A 23101-nucleotide genomic window follows, 5' to 3' on the forward strand; every position below is an offset into this window, starting at 1 on the left:
CATAACGGAGAGAACAGATGGAAACCCTGGCAACCATTAGCCGCTGGCTGGCGAAACAACACGTTGTTGGCTGGTGCGTGGCGAGTGAAGGCGAGCTGTGGTGCGCCAACGCGTTCTACGTCTATGACCCGCAGCGCGTGGCGTTCTACCTGTTGAGCGAAGAGACCACGCGCCACGGGCAGATGACCGGCAAGCAGGCCCCGGTGGCGGGAACGGTAAACGGCCAGCCCAAAACGGTGGCGCTGATCCGCGGCGTGCAGTTCAAAGGCGAAATCCGTCTGCTGGAAGGTGAAGAGGCCGATGAAAAGCGCGCGCTGTATGTCCGCCGTTTCCCGGTGGCCCGCATGCTTCCCGCTCCGGTGTGGGAGATTCGTCTCGACGAGCTGAAGTTTACCGACAACACCCTGGGTTTCGGCAAGAAGCTGCACTGGCTCCGCGACTAAAGCCGCGGTAGCTCAATGATAAAGCGCGTGGCAACGGAGTCAGATGTCACGCTGATTTTCCCGCCATGCGCCCGCACGATCGACTTCACGATCGCCAGCCCGATCCCGCTGTTTTCACCTTTACGCTGCCGTGACGGATCGACCCGATAGAAACGATCGAACAGGCGCGGCAGATGCTCCGCCGCGATCGGCGTACCCGGATTCTCAACGCGATACTCCACGCGTTCGTCAATCTCGCCAACCTGCACGGTGACCGACATCCCTCGCGGGGTATAGCGGATCGCGTTAGACAACAGGTTGTTGATCGCCCGACGAATCATCAGCGGATCGCCTGATATCAGCGACGACTGCCCGACGAAACAGAGCTTCACTTCGCGTTCTTCGGCCCACGCTTCAAAGAACTCAAACACTTTGAGCGTTTCGCTTTGCAGATCCAGCGGCACGCGCTCGGGGATCAGCAGGTTTTCATCCGCCTGCGCCAGAAACAGCATATCGCTGACCATTTTCGCCATCCGGTTGTACTCTTCCAGGCTGGAGTAGAGCACATCTTCCAGCTCCTTCACCGTACGCGGCTGGCTCAGCGCGATCTCGGTCTGGGTGACCAGGTTGGTGATCGGTGTGCGCATCTCATGGGCGATATCGGCGGAGAAATTGGCCTGGCGGCGGAACACGTCCTCGATCCGGCCGATCATCTGGTTAAACGAGATCACCAGCTGTTCCAGCTCGATCGGTACGCGGTTAGGATCCAGCCGCACGTCGAGATTTTCCGACGTAATATTTTTGATCGCCATGCTGACGTCACGCAGCGGCTGGTGGCCTTTACGCACGGCGATCAGCACGATCACAATAATCAGCAGGCTGATGACGGTCGCGATCATCATCAGATTGCGCTTGAGTTGATCGAGATAGTGAAGGTGAAAGTCGATCGACAGCGCGGTCAGCAGCGTGTAGGTCTGGTCGTGCGCGCGGACCGTGGACGCAATCACCCGATAAGTGGTGGCATGGCTGGCGTCACCGCTGTGCTCTGCCATCTGACGCATACCGCTGCCGGTCCAGCGGAACATCTGTTCGCTCTTAAGCTCGTCGGCGAAATGCGCGCTGGAGAGGATCGGCGACAGATCCGGCCCTCCGGGGGAGCGGTAAAGCTGTGGGTTATCGCGCGTGCTCACCAGCACGGCGGTATTACGGTAGCCCGCCAGCACGCTGCCGATATTGGCCATTTTTTCTGCGTCGGAGGTTTCCGGCGCGGTCAGCAGCGCGTTGAGCGTGGCGTTGACCTGCTTCAGGTCGCTGACGTCCTGCTCGGCGAAATGTTTTTCCACCGAGTGCAGCATAATGCCGGTAAAGGCGACAAAAGCGACGATCGTCGCCAGGCTGATAAAAAAGGTCAGGCGAGTCGCCAGCGAGAACGGGCGGCGCAGGCTAGCCTTCATCGCGAACCTCAAGCACGTAGCCGACGCCGCGCACGGTATGAATCAGCTTAGGCGTAAAGTCGTTATCGATTCTGGCGCGCAGGCGTTTGACGGCGACGTCGATCACGTTGGTGTCGCTGTCGAAATTCATGTCCCACACCTGGGAAGCGATCAGCGAGCGCGGCAGCACTTCTCCCGGGTGGCGCAGGAAAAATTCCAGCAGGGTAAATTCCTTACTGGTCAAAGTGATGCGCGTGTTGCCGCGGGTGACTTTACGCGAAACCAGATCGAGCGTGAGATCGGCCATCTGAAACTGGCTCTCGACGATCGTTGCCGCGCCACGACGCAGCAGGGTACGCACACGCGCCAGCAGCTCGGCGAAAGCGAACGGTTTCACCAGATAATCGTCGGCACCTAGCTCCAGCCCTTTCACCCGATGCTCAATGGTGCCCAGCGCGGTCAGCAGCAGGATCGGCATCCCTTTGCCGGCGGAGCGCAGCATGCGCACGATGTCCCAGCCGTTGACGTCCGGCAGCATGATATCCAGCACCAGCAGATCGTAATCGCCGGTCATCGCCAGGTGATAACCGTTGAGGCCGTTGTCGGCGCGATCCACCACAAAGCCCGCTTCCGTCAGCCCCTTACACAGGTACTCCCCGGTTTTGACCTCGTCTTCCACCACCAGAATTTTCACGCGCCCTCCGTCGCCGCTGTGTGATGGGGCCATTCTAATGAGGAGTGGGGGATGACGGAAGAACCACGAGCGAAATACGCCTTGTCGGGGTTACTCCGCCCACGCGTTTTGCCGCTTCAGCTCCGCGTTAACCTTGCCGTTGATCTCTTTGAGCATCGCTGGAATATCACCGTCGCAGCTGGCGTAAATTTTGTTAAAGCCATCGGCGGTAATTTGCCGAACCGGGATCCAGTTGGGGATCTGCGGCATGTAACGACCGTTCTTCGCGTAAGTGTCGGCGAACACTTCCCAACGCGGATCGTCATGATAATCTTTGATATTCAGCGTTTTGTTTACCGGCAGGCGGACGATCGGCATTGAGGTGCTGTCGGTTGCCATACCGATCTTCTGGCCTTCCGGCGAGATCAGAAACTCAAGGAATTTCTTCGCCGCCGCTTTGTGCTGGCTGGTTTTCATCAGAAACGCGGTGGTCCCTTCCGCCATGGAGATCGCGCCGCCAGGGCCTGCCGGTGGCGGCACCACGGTGTAGGTCTCTTTACCCGGATCTTTATCAAACAGCGCAATATGGTACGGGCCGGAGGAGTACATACCGGTTTGCCCGGAACGGAAGGCGGTGTTGGCATCGGCGGTGGTGTGGTTGATCGCGCCCGGCTGCGCCAGCCCCTCGCACACCATGCCGCGCATAAATTCCATGGCGGTGACCATCTCTTTGCTATCGAGCGCGGCTTTAAATTTCCCCGGTTGAGTGGCGACTAAGTAGTTCGCGCCCGCCTGCCAGAGATATGAGGAGGAAAACGAGCTGGCATAGCCACGGGTGGTGGCCAGCGGCATGGTGAAACCGTAGGTATCGTTTTTACCGTTGCCGTCCGGGTCGTCATGAGTAAAGGCCTGGGCCACTTTTTTCAGTTCATCCCAGTTGCCGGGCGCTTTCAGGTTAAGCTTGTTGAGCCAGTCCTGGCGAATAAACAGCGCGTAAGTGTGCGCTGAAGTGGGGACGCCGTAGTATTTACCGTCCGGCTGCTGAGCCGATTTCCAGGCCGCGTCGTAAATATCGCCGCCGCCTTTCAGTTCGCTCGGTTTAATTTCATCGACAATCCCCAGTTGTACCATCTGACCCACGATAATCGCGTCGTTGAAGACTACGTCCGGCAGCGCGTTGCCGGTTGCCGCGCGCGCCAGACGCTGGTCAAAGTCGGTCACGGCGTTGAAGTACTTGATGGAAATCCCGGTCTCTTTCTGGAACTGGTCGGCGAGCTTTTGATAAATCACTTTTGAATCATTGCTGGCACGTATCCAGACGTCGAGCTGTTCGCTGAAGGCATTTTGTGAAAGGGCACATAACAAGGCTAAACCAAGCGCTTTTGTTCTGAATTTCATAGAGAGACTCCGGTTTTGCGATAGGTATTATTTTCATCCCTGAACAGAGGTAAGGATTGGTGAAAAGGAAAACGAAACGATGATAGGAGTGCTATTTGTATGAAACAACGTTCTATTATGGCTAACCGGTCAATATCGCGTGGTTATGCGGGGCATCTCACAGGGGAAATAAACGAAAATATTCGCGGGAAAATGTAACCCGGTGAAAATGTTGATATTGCTGTTTTTCGGCAAATAGCGCTTAGCCTTAACCCGGCCATTAATTTGTGAGCGTTCTGGCATATTATGGATTAAATGTGATCGCGGTTAATTTCTCCCCGCCGATATTCGCTTTTTTAACGTTCGTAAAAACCGATGCAGCTTTTCCGCGCGGATTTTCGCCGGGCGGATCACGTTATTCCCTGCCTTAAATGACAACTTTGTCATTATCCTGTCAGGTTACCAACAGAGTCACTCCCGTAAGGTAGTCACCAGGCCAGCCCTTCTGATTCGGCCAAACAGGACGTGACATGTTGAAAGTAAAACCTTTGACGCTGCTGATGGCGTTTATGCTGGCCGGATGTACCTCGCTGGCGCCGGATTACCAGCAGCCTGAAAATATCGTTCCCCAACAATTTTCGCTGTCTGCGGGCACGCTGGTGGCGACCGGCGGCAGCTGGCAGGAGACCGGCTGGCAAACCTTTTTTGTCGACCCGCAGGCAAAGCGGTTAATCGACGTTGCGCTCCGTAACAACCGCGATCTGCGTATGGCGATGCTCAACGTTGAAGCCGCGCGCGCGCAGTACAACGTGACCGATGCCGGGCGCTATCCTCAGTTGGATAGCGCCTCCAGCGCGAGCTATAAAGGCGACCTGCAGGGCCGCGACGCCACGGATAAAAGCTATGACGTAGGGCTGAACCTGAGCTACGAGCTGGACTTTTTCGGCAAGCTGAAAAACATGAGCGAAGCCGACAGGCAGAACGTATTCGCCAGCCAGGCGGCCCAGCGCGCCGCGCAGATTGTGGTGGTGACCAACGTTTCGCAGGCCTATTTTAATCAGCGCCGCCTGGCCGCGCAGTTGGCCATTGCCAAAGAGACGCTGCGTAATTATCAGCAGTCCTACGGCTTCGTCGAGCAACAGCTGGTGACCGGCAGCACCAACGTGCTGGCTCTGGAGCAGGCGCGCGGCGTGATTGAAAGCACCCGCGCCGATATCGCTAAACGGGAAGGCGAACTGGCGCAGGCTAACCATTTATTACAGCAGCTGCTGGGTACCTACAGCACGCCGCTGAGCGACAGCGCGCAGAGTGACGCGCTGAACCCGCTACCGCTGCCGGCCAATCTACCGTCGACCATTCTGCTACAGCGCCCGGATATTATGGAGGCCGAGCACCAGCTGCGCGCCGCCGACGCCAATATCGGCGTCGCCCGCGCGGCGTTCTTCCCCTCCATCACTCTGACCAGCGGCGTCTCGACCAGCAGCTCGGCGCTCTCCAGCCTGTTTAACGCGGCGAGCGGCATGTGGAGCTTTATGCCAAAGGTCGACCTGCCGATTTTCAACGCCGGGCGTAATGAAGCCAATCTGGCGCTGGCAAACGTGAAGCAGCGCCAGGCGGTGGTGACCTACGAGCAGAAAATTCAGGCGGCCTTTAAAGAGGTGGCGGATGCGCTTTCGCTGCGCGACAGCCTTCAGGGGCAATTCGTGGCTCAGCAGCGTTATTTAGCTTCGCTGCAAATTACCTTACAACGCGCGCGCGCGTTATATGCCAGCGGTGCGGTGAGTTATATCGAAGTGCTCGATGCCGAGCGTTCAATATTCGCCACGCAGCAGGCCATTCTCGATTTGATTTATTCCCAACAGGTCAACGAAATCAATTTATTCACCGCCCTTGGCGGCGGCTGGAAAGCCTAACCCTTATTCAGGAGTCTTCAATAATGCGTCAATTCACTACTCTGCTCGGCGGTATTTTTATGGTCATGGCGATGAACGTTCAGGCGGCGGAAATGCAGCATGACGGGCATGGACAAATGATGGACATGAGCGCGAAACCGGCGGTGATTAAAGGCACCGGCATCGTGAAGTTGATTGATACCCAGGCGAAGAAAATCACCATTGAACATGAGGCGATCGCGGAAGTTAACTGGCCTGCGATGACCATGCGTTTTACCTACAGCGAACCGACGCCTGCGATTGAGCAGCTCAAAGAGGGCAGCCGCGTGGATTTCAGCTTCATCCAGCAGGGGAATATCTCCCTTCTTCAGGACATTAAAACGCGCTGATGGCCATGACAAAAGCTCAATTAAAATATACCGCGGCGATCGTCTGTAGCCTGGTGATTGGCGGGCTGGCAACGGCGGCGATAAGCCGCCTGACGGCCCCTGACGCACAGGTTAAAGCCGAGCCAGCCGAGCGTAAAGTGCTCTACTGGTACGATCCGATGAAGCCAGATGTGCGCTTTGATAAACCGGGCAAATCGCCGTTTATGGATATGGACCTGGTGGCCAAGTACGCCGATGAAGGAGGCGAGACCTCCACGAATGGCGTACGAATCGATCCCACTCAGGTGCACAATCTGGGCATGCGTACCGCGACGGTGACGAAAGGGCGGCTGACCTACAGCCAGACGCTGCCGGCGAACGTCAGCTATAACGAATACCAGTTCGTGATTGTGCAAGCGCGCGCCGAAGGCTTTATCGAGAAAGTGTATCCGCTCACGGTCGGTGACAAGGTACGCAAAGGCGCGCCGCTGGTGGAAGTGACGATTCCGTCGTGGGTGGAGGCGCAGAGCGAATATCTGCTGCTGGCCAGCTCCGGCGGCACGGCAACGCAGCTGGAGGGCGTGCTGGAACGGCTGCGTCTGGCGGGGATGCCGGAGACGGACATCCAGCGGATGCGCACGACCCGCCGGGTACAGACGCGCTTTACTCTCAACGCGCCGATTGACGGTGTGCTCACCGCCTTTAGTCTGAAAAGCGGAATGAACATCGCCAAAGATAACGTCGTGGCGCAGATACAGGGTATGGATCCGGTGTGGATCAGCGCCGCAGTACCGGAATCCACGGCCTGGCTGCTGAAGGATTCGACGCAGTTCAGGGTGGCGATCCCGGCCTATCCCGATAAAACCTTCCCGCTCCAGAAATGGTCCATTTTGCCCAGCGTCGATCCAACCACCCGTACCGTGCAGGTGCGTTTGCAGGTTAACAACCGGGACGAACTGCTGAAGCCTGGGATGAACGCTTACCTGAAGCTGAACACGCAAAGTGACGAAATGCTGTTGATTCCATCGCAGGCGGTGATTGATACCGGCGATGAACAGCGGGTGATTACCGTGGCCAGCAACGGTGAATTTGTACCGAAGAAAATTCAGGTGCTGCATGCGTCACAGCAGCAGACGGGCGTGGCCAGCGGCCTGGCGGAAGGAGAGTCGGTGGTGCTGAACGGCCTGTTCCTGATTGACTCCGAAGCCAATATCAGCGGCGCGTTGGATCGTATGCGCCATACCGCTGACCCTCATGCCGGGCATTAAGGAGACGGTGATGATTGAATGGATTATCCGGCGTTCGGTCGCCAACCGTTTTCTGGTAATGATGGGGGTACTGTTTCTCAGCGCCTGGGGCGGCTGGACGATCGTCAATACGCCGGTGGATGCGCTGCCGGATCTCTCTGACGTGCAGGTGATCGTCAAAACCAGCTATCCGGGGCAGGCGCCGCAGATTGTGGAAAATCAGGTCACCTACCCGCTTACCACCACCATGCTGTCCGTGCCGGGCGCCAAGACCGTGCGCGGCTTCTCGCAGTTCGGCGATTCCTACGTGTACGTCATTTTTGAAGACGGCACCGACCTGTACTGGGCGCGATCGCGCGTGCTGGAGTACCTCAATCAGGTGCAGGGCAAACTGCCGCAGGGCGTCAGTTCGGAGATTGGCCCGGATGCCACCGGCGTCGGCTGGATCTTTGAGTTCGCGCTGGTGGACAAAAGCGGCAAGCACGATCTCGCCGAGCTGCGTTCGTTGCAGGACTGGTTCCTGAAGTACGAGCTGAAAACCATCCCTAACGTTGCCGAAGTGGCGTCGGTGGGCGGCGTGGTGAAGCAGTATCAGGTGCAGGTCGACCCGATGAAGCTCGCCCAATACGGTATCAGTCTTGGAGAGGTTAAGCAGGCGCTCAGCACCTCGAATCAGGAAGCGGGCGGTTCATCGGTTGAAATCGCCGAAGCGGAATATATGGTGCGCGCCACCGGCTATCTCAAAAGCCTGGATGACTTTAATCATATCGTCCTGAAAGCGGGGGAGAATGGCGTACCGGTCTACCTGAAGGATGTGGCGCGGGTGCAGATTGGCCCGGAAATGCGCCGTGGCATCGCCGAACTGAACGGCGAGGGGGAAGTGGCGGGCGGCGTGGTGCTGCTGCGTTCTGGTAAGAACGCTCGTGAAGTGATTACGGCGGTGAAAGAGAAGCTCACCACGCTGCAAAAAAGCCTGCCGGAAGGCGTTGAGGTCGTCACGACCTACGACCGCAGCCAGCTGATTGACCGCGCGATCGATAACCTGCGTTCAAAGCTGATTGAAGAATTTATCGTGGTGGCGGTGGTTTGCGCGCTGTTTCTCTGGCACGTGCGCTCGGCGCTGGTGGCGATCGTCTCGCTGCCGCTGGGGCTGTGCATTGCTTTTATCGTCATGCACTTCCAGGGGCTGAACGCCAACATCATGTCCCTTGGCGGCATCGCTATCGCAGTCGGGGCGATGGTGGACGCGGCAATCGTCATGATTGAAAACGCCCACAAGCGGCTGGAGCACTGGCAGGAAGCGAATCCCGATGAACCAATGGACAACGCCACGCGCTGGAAAGAAATTACCGATGCGGCGGTAGAGGTGGGGCCAGCGCTGTTTATCAGCCTGCTGATTATCACCCTGTCGTTTATTCCCATTTTTACGCTGGAAGGCCAGGAAGGGCGACTGTTTGGCCCGCTGGCGTTTACCAAAACCTACGCCATGGCCGGGGCGGCGGCGCTGGCGATTGTGGTGATTCCGATCCTGATGGGGTTCTGGATTAAGGGGAAAATTCCGGCAGAATCGCGCAACCCGTTAAACCGTTTTCTGATTGCCCTTTATCACCCGCTGCTGCTGAAGGTGCTGAAGTGGCCGAAGCTGACGCTGCTGGTCGCCGTGCTGTCGATGTTTACCGTTATCTGGCCGCTGAGCAAGGTGGGCGGCGAGTTTCTGCCGAAGATCAACGAAGGCGATCTGCTGTATATGCCCTCGACGCTGCCGGGTATCTCGCCGGGGCAGGCGGCGGTGTTGCTACAGCAAACCGACAAGTTGATTAAAACGGTGCCGGAGGTGGCGTCGGTGTTTGGCAAAGCCGGGAAAGCGGAAACCGCGACCGACTCCGCGCCGCTGGAGATGATTGAAACCACCATCCAGCTCAAGCCGCAGGACCAGTGGCGGCCAGGGATGACGCTCGACAAAATCATCGATGAGCTGGATGCCACCGTGCGTCTACCGGGGCTGGCGAACCTCTGGGTGCCGCCGATTCGTAACCGCATTGATATGCTCTCGACCGGTATCAAAAGCCCGATTGGCATTAAAGTTTCGGGTACTTCGTTGGCGGATATCGACGACGCGGCGCAGCGCATTGAAACCGTGGCGAAAACGGTGCCTGGCGTCGTCTCCGCGCTGGCGGAGCGGCTGGAAGGTGGACGCTATATCGATGTCGATATTGACCGGCAGAAAGCCGCACGTTACGGCATGACCGTTGGCGATGTGCAGCTTTTCGTTTCGTCGGCGATCGGCGGAGCGATGGTGGGGGAAACCGTTGAGGGAGTCGCGCGTTACCCGATCAACATTCGCTATCCGCAAGGTTTCCGCGACAGCCCGACGGCCTTACGCCAGTTGCCGATTCTGACGCCCACAAAGCAACAGATTACGCTGGGCGACGTGGCGAAAGTGCAGGTGGTATCCGGGCCGACGATGCTGAAAACGGAAAACGCCCGCCCGGCGAGCTGGATTTACATCGACGCGCGCGACCGCGATATGGTTTCGGTGGTGCATGACCTGCAAACGGCCATTAGCCAGAATGTGACCCTGAAGCCGGGCACCAGCGTGGCGTTCTCCGGGCAGTTTGAACTGCTGGAGCACGCCAATAAGAAGCTCAAGTTGATGGTGCCAATGACGGTCATGATTATCTTCATTCTGCTCTATCTGGCTTTCCGTCGGGTGGAAGAAGCGGTGTTGATTCTGATGAGTCTGCCGTTTGCGCTGGTGGGCGGGATCTGGTTCCTCTACTGGCAGGCGTTCCATATGTCGGTGGCGACCGGCACCGGGTTTATCGCTCTGGCCGGGGTCGCGGCGGAGTTTGGCGTGGTAATGCTGATGTATTTGCGCCACGCAGTGGAAGCCGATCCTAAGCTCCAGCGCGCGGAAACCTTCACCGAGCAAGGCCTGGACGACGCGCTTTACCACGGCGCGGTGCTGCGCGTACGGCCAAAAGCAATGACCGTCGCCGTGATTATTGCCGGGTTATTGCCCATACTGTGGGGGACGGGCGCAGGTTCAGAAGTGATGAGCCGTATTGCCGCGCCGATGATTGGCGGGATGATTACCGCGCCGCTGCTGTCGTTGTTTATCATTCCGGCTGCCTATAAATTGATATGGTTATATCGCCACAAACGTAGCCAATAAAGTGTGCGATTGACGCGCGTAGGCCCGATAAGCGCATCGCTATCCGGCAGTCACGGAGTACATTGCCGGATGGCGGCGTAAACGCCTTATCCGGCCTACGAGCGGTGAACCATTCGATACCAGGGAATAGGGAGACCCTTATGCATCACGTCCTCATTACCGGTGCCACTGGCCTTGTTGGTGGGCACTTACTTAACCTGCTGCGCCGCGAGGCGCAGGTGGAATCGATTATTGCGCCTACGCGCCATCCGCTGGAGCACGCCTTCGGCATAGAGAACCCGCATGACCCGGAACTCAGCGCCGCGCTCGCGCAGGTCACCTCACCCATCGATACCGTATTTTGCTGCCTTGGCACCACGATACGCGATGCGGGCTCAAAGGCCGCGTTCACCCATGTTGACTACGACCTGGTGCTGGAAACGGCACAGACTGGTTTACGCCTTGGCGCGCAGCAACTGCTGGTGGTGAGCGCGATGGGGGCAAACGCGAATTCGCCGTTTTTCTACAACCGCGTGAAAGGTCAGATGGAATCGGCGCTGATTGAACAAGATTGGCCGCGGCTCACTCTGGCTCGCCCCTCGATGCTGCTGGGTGAACGCAGCACGCCGCGCTTAAACGAGCGTCTGCTGGCGCCGCTGTTTAGTTTGCTGCCGGGAAACTGGAAGTCGATTGCTGCGCAGGATGTGGCGAAAGCCATGCTGAGAATGGCGAAGAATCCGGGGGCGTCCCCGGTGACGATTTTGTCGTCGCGTCAGCTCAGAGAAATCGCCCGGCAGTGATTCTGCCGGGCCGTCGTGCGGATTACTGAATGTAGGTAAACGCGGTGGTAACGCGCTTCACGCCGCTCACGCGGCTGGCGATATCGGCCGCGGCTTTGCCTTCACGGTCGGTCACCAGGCCCATCAGGAACACTTCACCGTTCTCGGTAGTGGCCTTCACGTTCGAGGATTTCACCTGATCGCTGGTTAACAGCTGCGATCGTACTTTGGTGGTTATCCAGGTGTCTGACGAAGAGGTACCCAGGCTAATCGGCTGGCCCTGACGCACTTCATTAAACACTTCGGTAGCCCCATCAACGCCAACGGCAATCTGCTTCGCACGGGTCGCGAGGCTGAGGTCCGGCGCCTGACCGGTCAGCAGCACTTTGCCCTGATATGCGGTCACGTTGATACGCGCTTCTTTCTTAATTTGTGCATCTTTTGACAGTGCGCTGTTCACGCGAACTTCCAGCGTGCTGTCGTCCACCTGAGTTCCCACCGTGCGCGGGTCAGTTGCGGCTTTGGTCCCCACTGCCGCGGTGCCAACAACGGCAGCGGCAATGCATCCCTGGAGCAGCAGTGCGGAAATAAGGACCGCGAGGGTCGAAATTACCTTCATGTGTTCTCCTTAGTCGTCCTGGTGTGGGAAAAGGGTGTTATCAATTAAATCGCACAGACAGTTCACCGTAAGCATGTGCATTTCCTGAATGCGCGCGCTGCGGTGCGACGGGATGCGAATTTCCACATCCTGCTGGCCCAGCAAACCGGCCAGCTCGCCGCCGTCGTAGCCCGTCAGGGCCACGATGGTCATGTCGCGGGTCACGGCGGCTTCAACCGCTTTCACGATATCGCGGCTGTTGCCGCGCGTGGAGATGGCCAGCAGCACATCGCCAGCATGACCTAACGCGCGCACCTGCTTGGCATAGATTTCATCATGCAGGCGATCGTTGGCGATTGCCGTTAAGACCACGTTATCAGTATTAAGTGCAATCGCAGGTAAACCGGGACGCTCAGTTTCATAACGGTTAATCATGCAGGCCGCAAAATGCTGTGCGTTGGCCGCGGATGAACCGTTACCACAACAGAGAATTTTGTTGCCATTCAGCAGCGACTGTACCAGGGTCATCGCGGCTCGGGAGATAGCGTCCGGGAGCGCTTCCGCCGCGGCAATTTGGGTCTGGATGCTTTCGGTGAAGCACACTTTGATTCTTTCGAGCACGATATCCCTTTACATTCTATAAGCTAAAAGCGTTTTGAAGCCATTCGATCTCATTGCCCGTGAAGGCTATCACATCGAAACGGCAATCCACAGTGTCAAAACTCCCATTGTGGCGGGCGAGCCACAAACGGGCAGTTTGCAACAGTTTGTTCTGTTTGCTTCGGGTCACGCTGGCGGCCGCGCCGCCAAACGCGCTGGATGCGCGGTAACGCACTTCAACAAATACCGTTACCGCGCCATCATGCATAATCAGATCGATCTCGCCGCCGCGCTCATGCACGTTGGCGGCGATAAAGCTTAGTCCCTGACGCTCCAGCCAGCGACGGGCGCGAAGTTCCGCGGCGTCACCGGTCTGTTTCGCGGTTAGCTTGCCGGGACGATTTGCCCCTGCTGGTATTTGAGCCATGATAACTTCCTGTTAATCACGCAGTCCTGGTTGGCGCTCAGATCGCCGGTGTTGCCGTTCAGCTCAAAGCCGGGCACGCCGCGCATCTGAGAGAAATGATTGGCCAGCGCCCAGGCATCAACGCCCATTGCGTACAGGCGAGCCAGCGAGTAGTCGTTGTTGACTGCACGCAGCGCCTGCTGCATCAGCGCCGGGTTGCTGCCAGCCAGCATTGGGATCTCGCTGTACTGTAAACCTTCCATCTCCAGACGGAAATCCGGGCCAGCGGTGCCCTGCGCGCTGCGCGAGCTGGCGTACAGCATCGCACCGCTCTGGCTACCGTTACGCATTGCGATCATCGGCTTGATAAACGCAATCTCTTCCGGTGTCGCCAGGATATAGGCGGCATCGACTTTGCTGCTGCCGGTGATTTGCGCATCGGTTGGCGCGGCTGGAATCGTCAGTCCGCCGATGGTGACGCTCTGCGGCTGCGGCTGGGTTGAGGCCACCGGCGTACCCGACAGCGAGATGCCGGAGCCGCCGTTGACGCCGCCGCGCAGTTCAGAGAGCGAACCAAATTTCTGTTGCAGTACGGTACCGCCGCCCAGTTTACGCCATTCATCGGCAAAGGCCTGAGTGACGCGTTCACCGAGCGCGTTACGTGGCATCAGCAGCAGCGGCGACTGTTTCCCCTGGTCGTGAATGTGGCGCGCGGCGTCGCGGGCTTCATCTTCCGGCGACAGGGCGAAGTAGCAGATGTTGGCGCGGCTCGTCACCGACTCCGGCTGATTCAGCGCCAGTACGTTGAGTGTCGTGTTGCTTTTCAGCATCTCGTCGACGTTGTTTTTCAGCAGCGGGCCGACCACCAGGCTGACGCCATCCTGCTGCGCCTGCGCCAGAATCTGGTTTAACGGCTGAGAAGAGGTATCGTAGATTTTCAGCTCTGCTGAGGGATTCGCCGCCACGCTGGCAACGGCCTGCGGCTGTGCAGCAGGCGCTGGCGCTGCCGTTGGTGCAGCAGTGGCCGGTACAGCGGCCGCTTCCGGCTGTGCTGCGGCCTGCACCGGCGCAGCGGTGGCCGGTGCCTGTACCGGCGCCTGGGTTTGCGGGCTGGTCAGATCGCTGATTTCAGCCTGTGACGGGCTAACGACGGGCGTGGAGGCCGCCTGGGCTACCTGCTCGGGAACGGCGCTGCCGTTAACCGGCGTGGCGCCGTTTTTCGCGGCTTCAAACCCTTGCTGAATGGTGCGGCCAAAGACCGATGCCTGGCCGCTTAACGGCAGCAGCAGGGCGATTTTATTGACCGACGCGGGTTTAAAGTTCTGCACGTTGGCCAGTTGCGACGGCAGGACCTTCGCCCCCGGGTTCTGCGGATAGCGTGTCTGCCAGTCTTTGATGCCTGCCTTCAGCATGTCCGGATCGTTGCGGTTATCAAACCACATGCGTTGCAGATCCAGCCAGCCTTGCAGATCGTTTTCATCGGCGTTGATCACCAGCGCGTTGGCTTGTTGCTGGGTCATGGCGGAGAGCGCTTGCCAGGTGGCATCGCTGTTCTGTTGCTTTTCCTGCTGGGTAGTTAACAGCGGCGCCTGGGCAATCAGGGCGCGCAGCAGCGTCAGAGAGGGCTTACCCTGCTCGACGGTGATGGTATCCTGCCAGAAGCGGGCCTGGCGAACGCTGTCGAAATCATCGGCCTTCAGCGGCTGCAGCAGCGCCTGAGCGCCGGCGTAATCTTTCTGCGCAAGCTTGATTTCAACGGCCAGCAGAGACTGTTCCTGACGCTGAACGGCGTTCAGTTCTTTCGGCAGCTGGTTATACAGTTCCAGCGCCTGCTGGCTTTTACCTTCTTTCAGCAGTGCACGAATGGCGAGTAATTGCCAGTTGGTCTTGCTATCATTCGAGCTTTGCTGCATCTGCTGCAGGTAAAAGCCGGAATCAGCCTGCGTCGCGCCCTGAAGCTGGGCGGCACTCTGATCGGCAGGTTGCTGGATTCCGCAGCCTGCGAAAATCAGCGCGGCCAGGATAACCGGCAGACAACGCGCGGCTTTCATACGAGAAAATGTTGAGGGTACCATTCTGTATCCAGTGATATTTTTTACGCAATGCTCAATATTAAATCGGCAATACGGACGAAACAATGAAACAACACGAATCGGCGGATAATTCTCAAGGCCAACTCTTTATTGTACCTACTCCTATCGGAAATTTGGCTGATATTACCCAACGAGCGCTCGAAGTATTGCAAGCTGTTGATTTAATTGCGGCTGAAGACACGCGGCACACCGGTTTATTGCTGCAACACTTCGCGATTAACGCCCGTTTGTTTGCTTTACACGATCACAATGAGCAACAAAAAGCCGAGACGCTGGTGGCGAAGCTGAAAGAGGGCCAGAACATTGCGCTGGTTTCTGACGCGGGTACGCCGCTGATCAACGATCCTGGCTATCACCTGGTGCGTACCTGCCGTGAAGCGGGGATTCGCGTCGTGCCGCTGCCTGGCCCATGTGCTGCGATTGCCGCGCTTAGCGCCGCCGGTCTGCCGTCCGATCGTTTTTGCTATGAAGGTTTCTTACCGGCGAAATCCAAAGGCCGTCGTGACGCGCTGAAGGCGATTGAAGCCGAGCCGCGCACGCTAATTTTCTACGAATCCACCCACCGTCTGCTCGACAGCCTTGAAGATATGGTGGCCGTATGGGGGGAAGCCCGCTACGTGGTGCTGGCGCGCGAGCTGACCAAAACCTGGGAAACCATCCACGGCGCACCGGTCGGCGAACTGCTGGCGTGGGTCAAAGAAGATGAAAACCGTCGCAAAGGCGAGATGGTGCTGATTGTTGAAGGCCATAAAGCTCAGGACGACGAACTGCCCGCCGATGCGCTGCGTACGCTGGCGCTGTTGCAGGCGGAGCTGCCGTTGAAGAAAGCGGCGGCGCTGGCGGCGGAGATCCACGGCGTGAAGAAGAATGCGCTGTATAAGTATGCGCTGGAGCAGCAGGGGGAGTAAGCCCCTGCTGCCGGTTTTGCCGGGTGGAGCTTGCGCTTTACCCGGCGACTCATTGGTACAGGCCTTTAGTTAACGGGCATCGCCTCAAACACCAGTGTTTCCAGCGGTTGCAAGGTAATCACCGTCGCGTTTTTATACTCAACGGGCACGGTTTTGTTACTGCCATATACCGCTTTCAGACTAAACTGCGCCGCGTCTCCTGCCGGTATTTCGAAATCCTTCGCCAAATCCAGATAGTAGGTTTGTGGCTTATCCGACGGGTTGCGCAAACCGAGAATGGCCTTGTCTTTGCTCCAGGAGGCCCAGCCGTACACCGCAAGCGCCGTCGGGTCGCCGCCAATCCAGTGGGTATCAACCAGCACGCTGGCGTTTTCCTTCGACCATTTTGCTGCCTTCGCCAGCGTGTCCCACTTCACCTTGTTCAGCATCGACGGGGTAATATACAGCTCCTGCAGCTGGGTGCCGGTCGCGAAGTAGCTCCAGACCTGATCGGCAAAATCGCTGTCCGTTTGCACCTTCTCTAGCCCGTAATAGGCATTCGCGGCGCTGACTATCCCGTGGTACATCAGCGAGTTCAGCGGGAACAGCGGGCCTTTACGGACAATGGAACGGTACGTCTCGGCATCGCGGTAGGTCATCCACTGCTGCACCGGCGTACCGGGACCATACAGGTTGATGTCATCTCCCTGACGCCAGATTGAATCGGCATAGAACAGCCAGGACGGACTGGCGTCGGTGCCGGTGGTCAGGTTGATAAACAGATTCGGGTTTGCGCTACGCATATTGTGCAGCAGGGCGATTGACGCATCGAAATCTGAGGCGAACGAGCTGCCTTTGATATGTGAACTGGCGTTACCCATCCCGTCGAGCTTAAACGAGGTAATGTGCTCGTTTTTGATAAGCTTGATGATCTGCTCATTGAAGTTTTTAAAGTAGTTCGCTCCCGACAGCGCCAGCTTGCCGTCCACGGTTTCGAACCCATACTCTTTTGCATGCGAAACGCGAACGTCGCGCGGTTTGTTGTAGCCGCCCCACGGAGAAAGCCATAGCCCAACGGAGCTGTGCAGGCTGTCGGCTTTCTCGCGGACTTTGCTAAAACCGTTGCTGAATGCCGGGCCAAATAGCCAGCGTCCGGTCAGATCGTCCCAGCCATCGTCCAGCAGGAAAGCGTCTAAGGTCACACCGCGGCCCGTAATGAACTCCTTGTTCCACTCGTCCATACGCCCCAGCACATCCTGTTCGGTGTACGGAGTGAAAAAGCCGATATCCATCCAGCTGTTGTAGTGCAGATAAGGCTTGTAGGGCCGTGGACGTACGTCATTAATAAACTGGTTCACGCTGCGGCGCAGCTGGCTGGTCTCCGGGAACGTGCCGAACCAGGTGGTAAAACTGACCGGGGCCTCTGGTTGAATCGGTGTTTTCAGTTCTACGTTGAGATTGGTTGTAGCTTCATAGGCGTAGGTATTGACGATCGGTTTATCCGGCAGGATAAAGAACGAGTCGGCAACGATCGGTGAGCTATTGATTGCGCCATCTACGTAAGGAGCCTGGGACTGCTTTTTAGTTGGGAAGAAGGTGATTTTAGCCACGTCGCGCGGCTGCCCAACGGCGGCAATGGTGTAGCCGATGTTGGCGTATTTTCCCTTCACCAGGTTCAGCTTCACCGTGACGTTAAAATCCGGGTGCGTAAAGTCGATGACAATCGCGTTGTCCTGCTTTTCAACGTGCTTGATTTTGAAATCGGCGGTGTGGATTTTGCTCTCATCCGGTAGCGTCAGAAAGAACAATTCCTGCGGCGTGAGCGGATGGTTAGCCCTGTTGTCCTTCACCACGACCGTTGAGTTGGTATCATCGAACGAGAGAGCAATATTGTCGTTATTGAGGGCGTAGTTTGCCGCCACTGCGCCATGAGAAACACAGAGAGCCAGCAGTGAGAGAGTGAGCGCTTTCTTCATCGGGGTAAGGTCCTTATTTGTTATTTTTCAGCATTCGGTTAATGGACTGCTCCAGCCAGTAGCGCTGGGTGCCAAAATTAATCCGCAGGTAGTTTTCGCCGTTTTGTACATAGTGGCTGCCGTCTTCTATGACCACGCCCGCCTGTTGTGCGAAATGTTGGGTTAGCTGCGTTGCGCTACGGTCATCCGCGCTCACGTCTATCCACGCCAGATACGACGATTCCGGATTCATCATCTTCCACGCCGGGAAGTGGGTCTGGATGGCATCCGCCAGATAGCGGGCGTTGCCTTGCAGATAACCGTTCAGCGCGTCGAGCCATGGCAGACCGTGTTGATAGGCCAGAATAATTCCCCATACCCCGAACATATTGGGCGAGGTAATGGAGTTCTTCTCAAGCTGCTGGCGGAAGCGCTGGCGCAGTGAGTCGTTGGGAATCATGGAGTAGGAGGTTTTCAGCCCGCCCAGATTGAACGCTTTGTTGGGTGACGTGAGCACGATCAGGTTGTCCTGTGCGGCACAGCCAGAAGTGAGGCAACTGACGAATTTGCCATCCAGAATGTGCTCGGCGTGAACCTCATCGACCACCAGAATTGTGCCGTAGCGTTGACAGAGATCGGATACCTGACGTATCTCTTCCGCGCGCCAGATCCTGCCGGACGGGTTATGCGGCGAGCAGAAGAACCACAGCGTTGGACGGTGGGTTTTGAGCTGTTCTTCTATCAGATTAAAATCAAGCTGATAGCGGTTGTCCTCCACGCGTAGCGGGTTAGCAAGTACTTGCACGCCCTGGCGCTGTGCCGCCATCGCAAAAGGATCGTAGACCGGCGTGTTCATCATCACGCTGTCACCCGGTTTGCAGAACGCCTGAACCGTGTAGTGCAGCGTGGAGACGGTGCCGTAGGTTAGCGTGATCCACGACTTTTCTACCTCAACCTGATGACGTTTGCGCTGGAAGCCGATAACCGCGTCGTAGAATTCGTCAAAGCACCAGGTATAGCCAAAGGTGCCGTGCTCCACGATGCGCCGGAAGCCGTCAATCACCGCAGGCGGCGAGGTGAAATCCATATCGGCTATCCACAGGGGGATAAAGGACTGCGGGACGTCACCGAAACGCGAGCACACAAAGGCATGGTCCCATTTACGGCACTTATCACTTTGGCGCTCGATGATTTTGTCGAAATCAAACATCACTCCCCCTGTTAAATTAAGGCTTCAATGCCGGTTTTGACGCTCTGTACCTGCGGGCCGATGATCACCTGTACGCTGTGAGCATCAAGCACCACCACCGACAACGCGCCGGCCGCTTTCAGCGCCTGCTGATCGATGAGGCCCATATCTTTCACCACCAGACGCAAGCGGGTAATACAGTTATCAAGCGACTCAATGTTCTCTTTACCGCCGAGTGCACGCAGGATAAGCCCATGATCGTATTTTGATTTTCCACGCGCGCGGGTGTTAGCCTCGACGGCTTGCTGCGCCCCCTGAGCATCCACCTCGCGGCCCGGCGTTTTGATGTCGTGTTTGAGGATGTACCAGCGGAAGACAAAGAAGTAGATGGCAAACCAGGCAATACCGACCGGGAACAGCAGATACCATTTGGTCGACATTCCCTGCATCACGCCGAAGATCAGCAGATCCAGAATGCCGCCATCGGTATTGCCAATGGTCACCCCCAACAGGGCCATCACCATCAGCGCCAGGCCAGACATGACGATATGGAAGGCGTAAAGCGCGGGGGCGATAAACAGGAACAGGAACTCAATCGGCTCTGAAATACCGGTGACGACGGAAACCAGCACGCCGGAAAGCAGCAACCCCTTAATGACCGGCCGATTTTCCGGACGCGCGGTGCGGTAGATGGCGTAAGCCACGGCGGGTAAACCGAAGATAAAGGTCGGCATAAACCCTTGTGACAGAAACGCGGTGACGTGCGGGCTAAACGGCAGGCCGGCTTTAAGCTCTGCGTAGAAGATATTCAGCGCCCCGGCGACCTCATGGCCATTCACCATTTCAATGCCGCCTGCGGGGGTAAAACGCACCATCGCCAGCAAGATGTGGTGCAGACCAAAAGGTTTCAGCAGCAGCACACCCACGCCGTAGAGGAAGGGGCCGAAAACGCTGGTGCTCTGGATGATATGACCAATACCCGCGATACCCAGCGCGACGTATTCCCACAGAAGAGGAATGAACAGACCCACCAGCGACAGGGTAAGAGCGGTCATAATCGGCACAAAACGAATGCCGCTAAAGAACGCGAAGGCGTCGTGCAGAACCGTGTCCTGAAAACGCTCGTGCAGAAAATAGGTGATAACCCCAACCACAATGCCGCCCAGTACACCCATCTCCAGGGTTTGAATGCCCAGCACGATCGATTGTCCCACCTGTTTCATGGTGGCGGGGTCGGCAAGCTGGTGGGTGGCCGTCAGGTAATAGTTAATGCTCATATTCATCAGCATGTAGCCAACGAACCCGGCAAAGGCGGCGACCGCCTTGTTGCGCTTGGCAAGCCCCATGGGGATCGCCATGGCAAACATCAGCGGCAGATAGGTAAATGCAAAGCCACCGACCATGGCGATGAAGCCAAAGGTCAACTGCGTAAATTCGCCGCCCAGAAAGGGAAAACTCGTAATGGTGGAAGGGCTGGTCACTGAACTACCGATACCCAGCAGCAATCCCATAAAGGCAAGAAGTGAAACCGGGAACATAAAGGTTTTTCCCAGACTTTGGAAAAACTCCCATGATTTTGACTTAAAAGATTTTTTTTGTGTCATGTAGGGACCCTCGGATTTTTAGGATAATGGAAGGCGCTACCCGGTTTAAGGACGCGCCTTCATATTTGCGAGGCTTATAGTTATTTTGAGATATTGCTGTAATACGCTGTCGGATCAGGCCTCCGCCGGTAGCCGTAACCGATTCGCTGAGCCGCAGACGGCGATTTTGCTTCTGACCACTTCTTTCATGGCGTCCATGCCAACCCGCATGTAAAAGCGCGGGTCATTGCCCTGCGGATTTTCAGCAAACCAGGCTTTGACGGCGTCAGAGAAGGCGATCTTCAACTCGGTTGCGACGTTGACTTTGCAGATGCCCAACTCGATGGTGCGGCGAACATATTCATCCGGCACATCGCTTGCGCCATGCAGCACCAGCGGCACCGTCACCACTTCCCGGATTTCCGCCAGCCGCTGGAAGTCGATTTTTGGCCGTTTGGTATAGAGACCATGTGCCGTGCCGATAGCCACGGCAAGGCTGTCAACACCGGTCAACTCAACAAAGCGTTTCGCCTCCTGCGGGTCGGTGAGAAAGGCGCTTTCCGCGTCGACGCTCATGTCGTCTTCTACCCCGCCCAGGCGGCCCAGTTCGGCCTCAACGCTGCAATCGTTGAGGTGGCAGAAATCGACCACCGATTTCACCAGCTTCACGTTTTGTTCAAACGGATAGTGGCTGCCATCGATCATCGCGCTGCGTACGCCGGCGTGAACCTTACGGCGAATGTCATCCAACGATTCGTGATGATCGAGATGCAGCGCCAGCGGCATGTCGTAAGTGAGCGAATACGCGCTGCACAGGGCGTAGATCTCTTCCAGGGCAATGTGTTTAAACGTGCCGGGAGTCCCCGCGAGGATCACCGGCGAGCGCATTTCGCTGCACACCTCGAGGATCGCCTGGATCGTTTCGGCGTTGTGGATGTTAAACGCCGGTACGGCGTAGCCGTTGGCCTGCGCATCCTGCAGAAGGTATTTCGTTGAGATAATGCTCATAAGAAGATCCTCTTAAGCCTGCCACGGATGAATAATCACGCCTTGCACAACACGATTGACCGTGCCGCTGGCAGAGGGGGTATCTGGGGTATTGCCAACACCAATCGACTGAGTCAGCGCAAAGACTTGGGCGTACATCAGGAAGCAGAACGCCTGCTCCATGTCGATAAACGAACGGGAAGGGGGCAGCAGAATATGCGGGCCTGCTTCGATGATGGCATCCGTTTCCGCGGCAATGGCGACCACGCGCATTGCCTGACGATCGCGGCGCAGTTCCGCCAGCAGATCCAGGTCGTACTGGCGCGTGTAAGAGTGGCTGGAGATGAACACCACGATAAGCGTTTCGTTATCGACCAGCGATTTTGGTCCGTGGCGGAAACCGGTTGGCGAGTCGTAGAAGGCCGCCAGTTTGCCGGCGGTTAGCTCCAGCACCTTCAGCGCAGACTCACGCGCGATACCTTGTAATCCGCCGCTGCCCAGATAGACGACGCGTTTCCAGGCGCCGTCGCCAAAGACACCCTGGCTAAAATCGCCGAGTGAGTCGAGGATCGCCTGGCTGCGATCGGCCACGTCCCGGAAGGTCTGGCTGTTAATGATCTCCGGCGCGAATACCGCCAGGCAGCTTGCCATCATGGTGGTAATGCTGCTGGTCATGGCAAAGCCGCGATCGTGCGTTTCGGCCGGCATCAGCAGGGCGAAAGCGTTATCGCTGTCGACCAGATTTTGGTACAGGCTGCCCGCTTCGTTACAGGTAATTGACAGGTGGTAGCACTCAGGAACGAACTGGTTGGCCAGCTCAACGGCAGCCACGCTCTCCGGGCTGTTGCCCGAGCGGGCAAATGAAACCAGCAGCAGCGGGTGTGCCGGGTTCAGATAGTCCATTGGATTGGTGACGAGATCGGTGGTGGGTACGGCGCTGATATTTTTCCCCGTGTGGCGGGAAAGCCATGGGGCGATGGTTTCGCCAATAAATGCCGACGTTCCGGCCCCGGTCAGTACGATTCGCAGATCGGCTTTGCGTAACAGCGGTGTCAGAAAAGCATCAATGGTCGATCGGATCGCATCAATATTTTTCAGTGAACGGATCCAACTCGCGGGCTGCTGGCGGATCTCTTCCTCTGTCCAGGTACCGGTTGTCGAGGCGGCGGAGATATAGGTTTCTGGCATAACGTAAGTCCTTAGTCTTGTAAATTCCACATCAGACGCTGGCAATAGGTCGCTATCTTTCGTTTCGTTTCACTTGTTAACTTTATCGGTTAATTAAAATCTATAGAAAAGAAATCGAAAGTTCAATGATCGAATGGGAAATAAAACGAAAATTATGATCTTAAGAGGTGTGTTTTATTTATGTCGTTGATATTTAAGTGATTAAAAGATTTATCGGTAAGAGGGATACTTTTTTATAGAAAGGAAAAGAAAGGCCTTGCGGTAACAAAC

At 57.0% G+C, this 23101-nt stretch carries 19 protein-coding genes; 7 read left to right on the forward strand and 12 right to left on the reverse strand.

Annotated elements, in window-relative coordinates; translation table 11 throughout:
* Positions 1-17 precede the first annotated feature (17 nt).
* Complete coding sequence (locus tag ACW14G_RS12675; RefSeq protein WP_163447808.1) at positions 18-443, forward strand: YhbP family protein; 426 nt, start codon at positions 18-20, stop codon at positions 441-443.
* On the opposite strand, the gene ACW14G_RS12680 is transcribed toward ACW14G_RS12675, so the two are convergent.
* From ACW14G_RS12680 to ACW14G_RS12690, 3 genes are all read right to left on the reverse strand, one after another.
* Positions 440-1876 (reverse strand): Cu(+)/Ag(+) sensor histidine kinase, encoded by a 1437-nt coding sequence (locus ACW14G_RS12680; protein WP_419057150.1) that lies wholly within the window; start codon positions 1874-1876, stop codon positions 440-442. The genes ACW14G_RS12675 and ACW14G_RS12680 overlap by 4 nt on opposite strands.
* Entirely contained in the window at positions 1866-2549 is a 684-nt protein-coding gene (locus ACW14G_RS12685) for a copper/silver response regulator transcription factor (RefSeq protein WP_163447810.1), read from the reverse strand. The genes ACW14G_RS12680 and ACW14G_RS12685 overlap by 11 nt, the downstream gene beginning before the upstream one ends.
* 90 nt (positions 2550-2639) lie before the next feature.
* Positions 2640-3926, reverse strand: coding sequence for an ABC transporter substrate-binding protein (locus ACW14G_RS12690; RefSeq protein ID WP_223803798.1), 1287 nt, complete (start codon positions 3924-3926; stop codon positions 2640-2642).
* A gap of 509 nt (positions 3927-4435) precedes the next feature.
* On the opposite strand from ACW14G_RS12690, the gene ACW14G_RS12695 reads away from it, so the two are divergent.
* The 5 genes from ACW14G_RS12695 to ACW14G_RS12715 all read left to right on the forward strand — a co-directional run bounded on the left by ACW14G_RS12695 (position 4436) and on the right by ACW14G_RS12715 (position 11366).
* Positions 4436-5818 (forward strand): Cu(I)/Ag(I) efflux RND transporter outer membrane protein, encoded by a 1383-nt coding sequence (locus ACW14G_RS12695; protein ID WP_249022700.1) that lies wholly within the window; start codon positions 4436-4438, stop codon positions 5816-5818.
* A gap of 20 nt (positions 5819-5838) precedes the next feature.
* Positions 5839-6186: a copper-binding protein gene (locus ACW14G_RS12700; RefSeq protein WP_419057156.1), complete on the forward strand. Its 348-nt coding sequence runs from the start codon at positions 5839-5841 to the stop codon at positions 6184-6186.
* 5 nt (positions 6187-6191) lie between these two features.
* On the forward strand, positions 6192-7433 hold the full coding sequence (locus tag ACW14G_RS12705; RefSeq protein ID WP_249022701.1) for an efflux RND transporter periplasmic adaptor subunit: 1242 nt from the start codon (positions 6192-6194) through the stop codon (positions 7431-7433).
* A 10-nt stretch (positions 7434-7443) separates the two neighbouring features.
* Positions 7444-10587: a CusA/CzcA family heavy metal efflux RND transporter gene (locus tag ACW14G_RS12710; protein ID WP_419057151.1), complete on the forward strand. Its 3144-nt coding sequence runs from the start codon at positions 7444-7446 to the stop codon at positions 10585-10587.
* A gap of 140 nt (positions 10588-10727) precedes the next feature.
* Positions 10728-11366, forward strand: a complete 639-nt coding sequence (locus tag ACW14G_RS12715; RefSeq protein WP_249022703.1) for an NAD(P)H-binding protein — start codon at positions 10728-10730, stop codon at positions 11364-11366.
* 22 nt (positions 11367-11388) lie between these two features.
* Here ACW14G_RS12715 and dolP read toward each other — a convergent pair whose 3' ends face one another.
* From dolP to ACW14G_RS12735, 4 genes are read right to left on the reverse strand one after another with little or no spacing between them, the layout of a single operon-like run.
* A complete protein-coding gene (dolP, locus tag ACW14G_RS12720; protein WP_163447817.1) occupies positions 11389-11964 on the reverse strand; it encodes a division/outer membrane stress-associated lipid-binding lipoprotein in 576 nt (191 codons plus the stop codon).
* Positions 11965-11973: 9 nt separating this feature from the next.
* Complete coding sequence (gene diaA / locus ACW14G_RS12725) at positions 11974-12564, reverse strand: DnaA initiator-associating protein DiaA (RefSeq protein WP_064542037.1); 591 nt, start codon at positions 12562-12564, stop codon at positions 11974-11976.
* A 16-nt stretch (positions 12565-12580) separates the two neighbouring features.
* Positions 12581-12970 carry a YraN family protein gene (locus ACW14G_RS12730; RefSeq protein ID WP_249022704.1) on the reverse strand — a complete coding sequence of 130 codons (390 nt, stop codon included), beginning with the start codon at positions 12968-12970 and terminating at the stop codon, positions 12581-12583.
* Positions 12928-15024, reverse strand: a complete 2097-nt coding sequence (locus ACW14G_RS12735; protein ID WP_419057152.1) for a penicillin-binding protein activator — start codon at positions 15022-15024, stop codon at positions 12928-12930. Before ACW14G_RS12735 ends, ACW14G_RS12730 begins: the two co-directional genes overlap by 43 nt.
* 62 nt (positions 15025-15086) lie before the next feature.
* On the opposite strand from ACW14G_RS12735, the gene rsmI reads away from it, so the two are divergent.
* On the forward strand, positions 15087-15950 hold the full coding sequence (gene rsmI / locus ACW14G_RS12740) for a 16S rRNA (cytidine(1402)-2'-O)-methyltransferase (protein WP_163447820.1): 864 nt from the start codon (positions 15087-15089) through the stop codon (positions 15948-15950).
* Between the two features lie 65 nt (positions 15951-16015).
* Here the strand turns inward: rsmI and ACW14G_RS12745 are convergent, their stop codons facing one another.
* The 5 genes from ACW14G_RS12745 to ACW14G_RS12765 all read right to left on the reverse strand — a co-directional run bounded on the left by ACW14G_RS12745 (position 16016) and on the right by ACW14G_RS12765 (position 22831).
* On the reverse strand, positions 16016-17905 hold the full coding sequence (locus tag ACW14G_RS12745; RefSeq protein ID WP_455648614.1) for an enterotoxin: 1890 nt from the start codon (positions 17903-17905) through the stop codon (positions 16016-16018).
* Between the two features lie 13 nt (positions 17906-17918).
* A complete protein-coding gene (locus ACW14G_RS12750) occupies positions 17919-19094 on the reverse strand; it encodes a MalY/PatB family protein (protein ID WP_167574970.1) in 1176 nt (391 codons plus the stop codon).
* Between the two features lie 11 nt (positions 19095-19105).
* On the reverse strand, positions 19106-20677 hold the full coding sequence (gene malX / locus ACW14G_RS12755; protein ID WP_249022707.1) for a maltose/glucose-specific PTS transporter subunit IIBC: 1572 nt from the start codon (positions 20675-20677) through the stop codon (positions 19106-19108).
* Positions 20678-20791: 114 nt separating this feature from the next.
* Positions 20792-21664, reverse strand: coding sequence for a tagatose-bisphosphate aldolase subunit KbaY (gene kbaY, locus ACW14G_RS12760; RefSeq protein ID WP_106927162.1), 873 nt, complete (start codon positions 21662-21664; stop codon positions 20792-20794).
* A 12-nt stretch (positions 21665-21676) separates the two neighbouring features.
* Positions 21677-22831, reverse strand: coding sequence for an AgaS family sugar isomerase (locus tag ACW14G_RS12765; RefSeq protein ID WP_249022708.1), 1155 nt, complete (start codon positions 22829-22831; stop codon positions 21677-21679).
* Positions 22832-23101: the final 270 nt, after the last annotated feature.

It is taken from the genome of Kluyvera sp. (genome assembly GCF_965301105.1).

What these genes read in the sequence shown, in the direction of transcription:
- ACW14G_RS12675 (WP_163447808.1), top strand. Translation starts at nt 18, where the DNA reads ATGGAAACCCTGGCAACCATTAGCCGCTGGCTGGCGAAACAACACGTT.
- ACW14G_RS12680 (WP_419057150.1), bottom strand. Translation starts at nt 1,876, where the DNA reads ATGAAGGCTAGCCTGCGCCGCCCGTTCTCGCTGGCGACTCGCCTGACC.
- ACW14G_RS12690 (WP_223803798.1), bottom strand. Translation starts at nt 3,926, where the DNA reads ATGAAATTCAGAACAAAAGCGCTTGGTTTAGCCTTGTTATGTGCCCTT.
- ACW14G_RS12695 (WP_249022700.1), top strand. Translation starts at nt 4,436, where the DNA reads ATGTTGAAAGTAAAACCTTTGACGCTGCTGATGGCGTTTATGCTGGCC.
- ACW14G_RS12705 (WP_249022701.1), top strand. Translation starts at nt 6,192, where the DNA reads ATGACAAAAGCTCAATTAAAATATACCGCGGCGATCGTCTGTAGCCTG.
- ACW14G_RS12710 (WP_419057151.1), top strand. Translation starts at nt 7,444, where the DNA reads ATGATTGAATGGATTATCCGGCGTTCGGTCGCCAACCGTTTTCTGGTA.
- ACW14G_RS12715 (WP_249022703.1), top strand. Translation starts at nt 10,728, where the DNA reads ATGCATCACGTCCTCATTACCGGTGCCACTGGCCTTGTTGGTGGGCAC.
- dolP (WP_163447817.1), bottom strand. Translation starts at nt 11,964, where the DNA reads ATGAAGGTAATTTCGACCCTCGCGGTCCTTATTTCCGCACTGCTGCTC.
- ACW14G_RS12730 (WP_249022704.1), bottom strand. Translation starts at nt 12,970, where the DNA reads ATGGCTCAAATACCAGCAGGGGCAAATCGTCCCGGCAAGCTAACCGCG.
- ACW14G_RS12735 (WP_419057152.1), bottom strand. Translation starts at nt 15,024, where the DNA reads ATGGTACCCTCAACATTTTCTCGTATGAAAGCCGCGCGTTGTCTGCCG.
- rsmI (WP_163447820.1), top strand. Translation starts at nt 15,087, where the DNA reads ATGAAACAACACGAATCGGCGGATAATTCTCAAGGCCAACTCTTTATT.
- ACW14G_RS12745 (WP_455648614.1), bottom strand. Translation starts at nt 17,905, where the DNA reads ATGAAGAAAGCGCTCACTCTCTCACTGCTGGCTCTCTGTGTTTCTCAT.
- ACW14G_RS12750 (WP_167574970.1), bottom strand. Translation starts at nt 19,094, where the DNA reads ATGTTTGATTTCGACAAAATCATCGAGCGCCAAAGTGATAAGTGCCGT.
- malX (WP_249022707.1), bottom strand. Translation starts at nt 20,677, where the DNA reads ATGACACAAAAAAAATCTTTTAAGTCAAAATCATGGGAGTTTTTCCAA.
- kbaY (WP_106927162.1), bottom strand. Translation starts at nt 21,664, where the DNA reads ATGAGCATTATCTCAACGAAATACCTTCTGCAGGATGCGCAGGCCAAC.
- ACW14G_RS12765 (WP_249022708.1), bottom strand. Translation starts at nt 22,831, where the DNA reads ATGCCAGAAACCTATATCTCCGCCGCCTCGACAACCGGTACCTGGACA.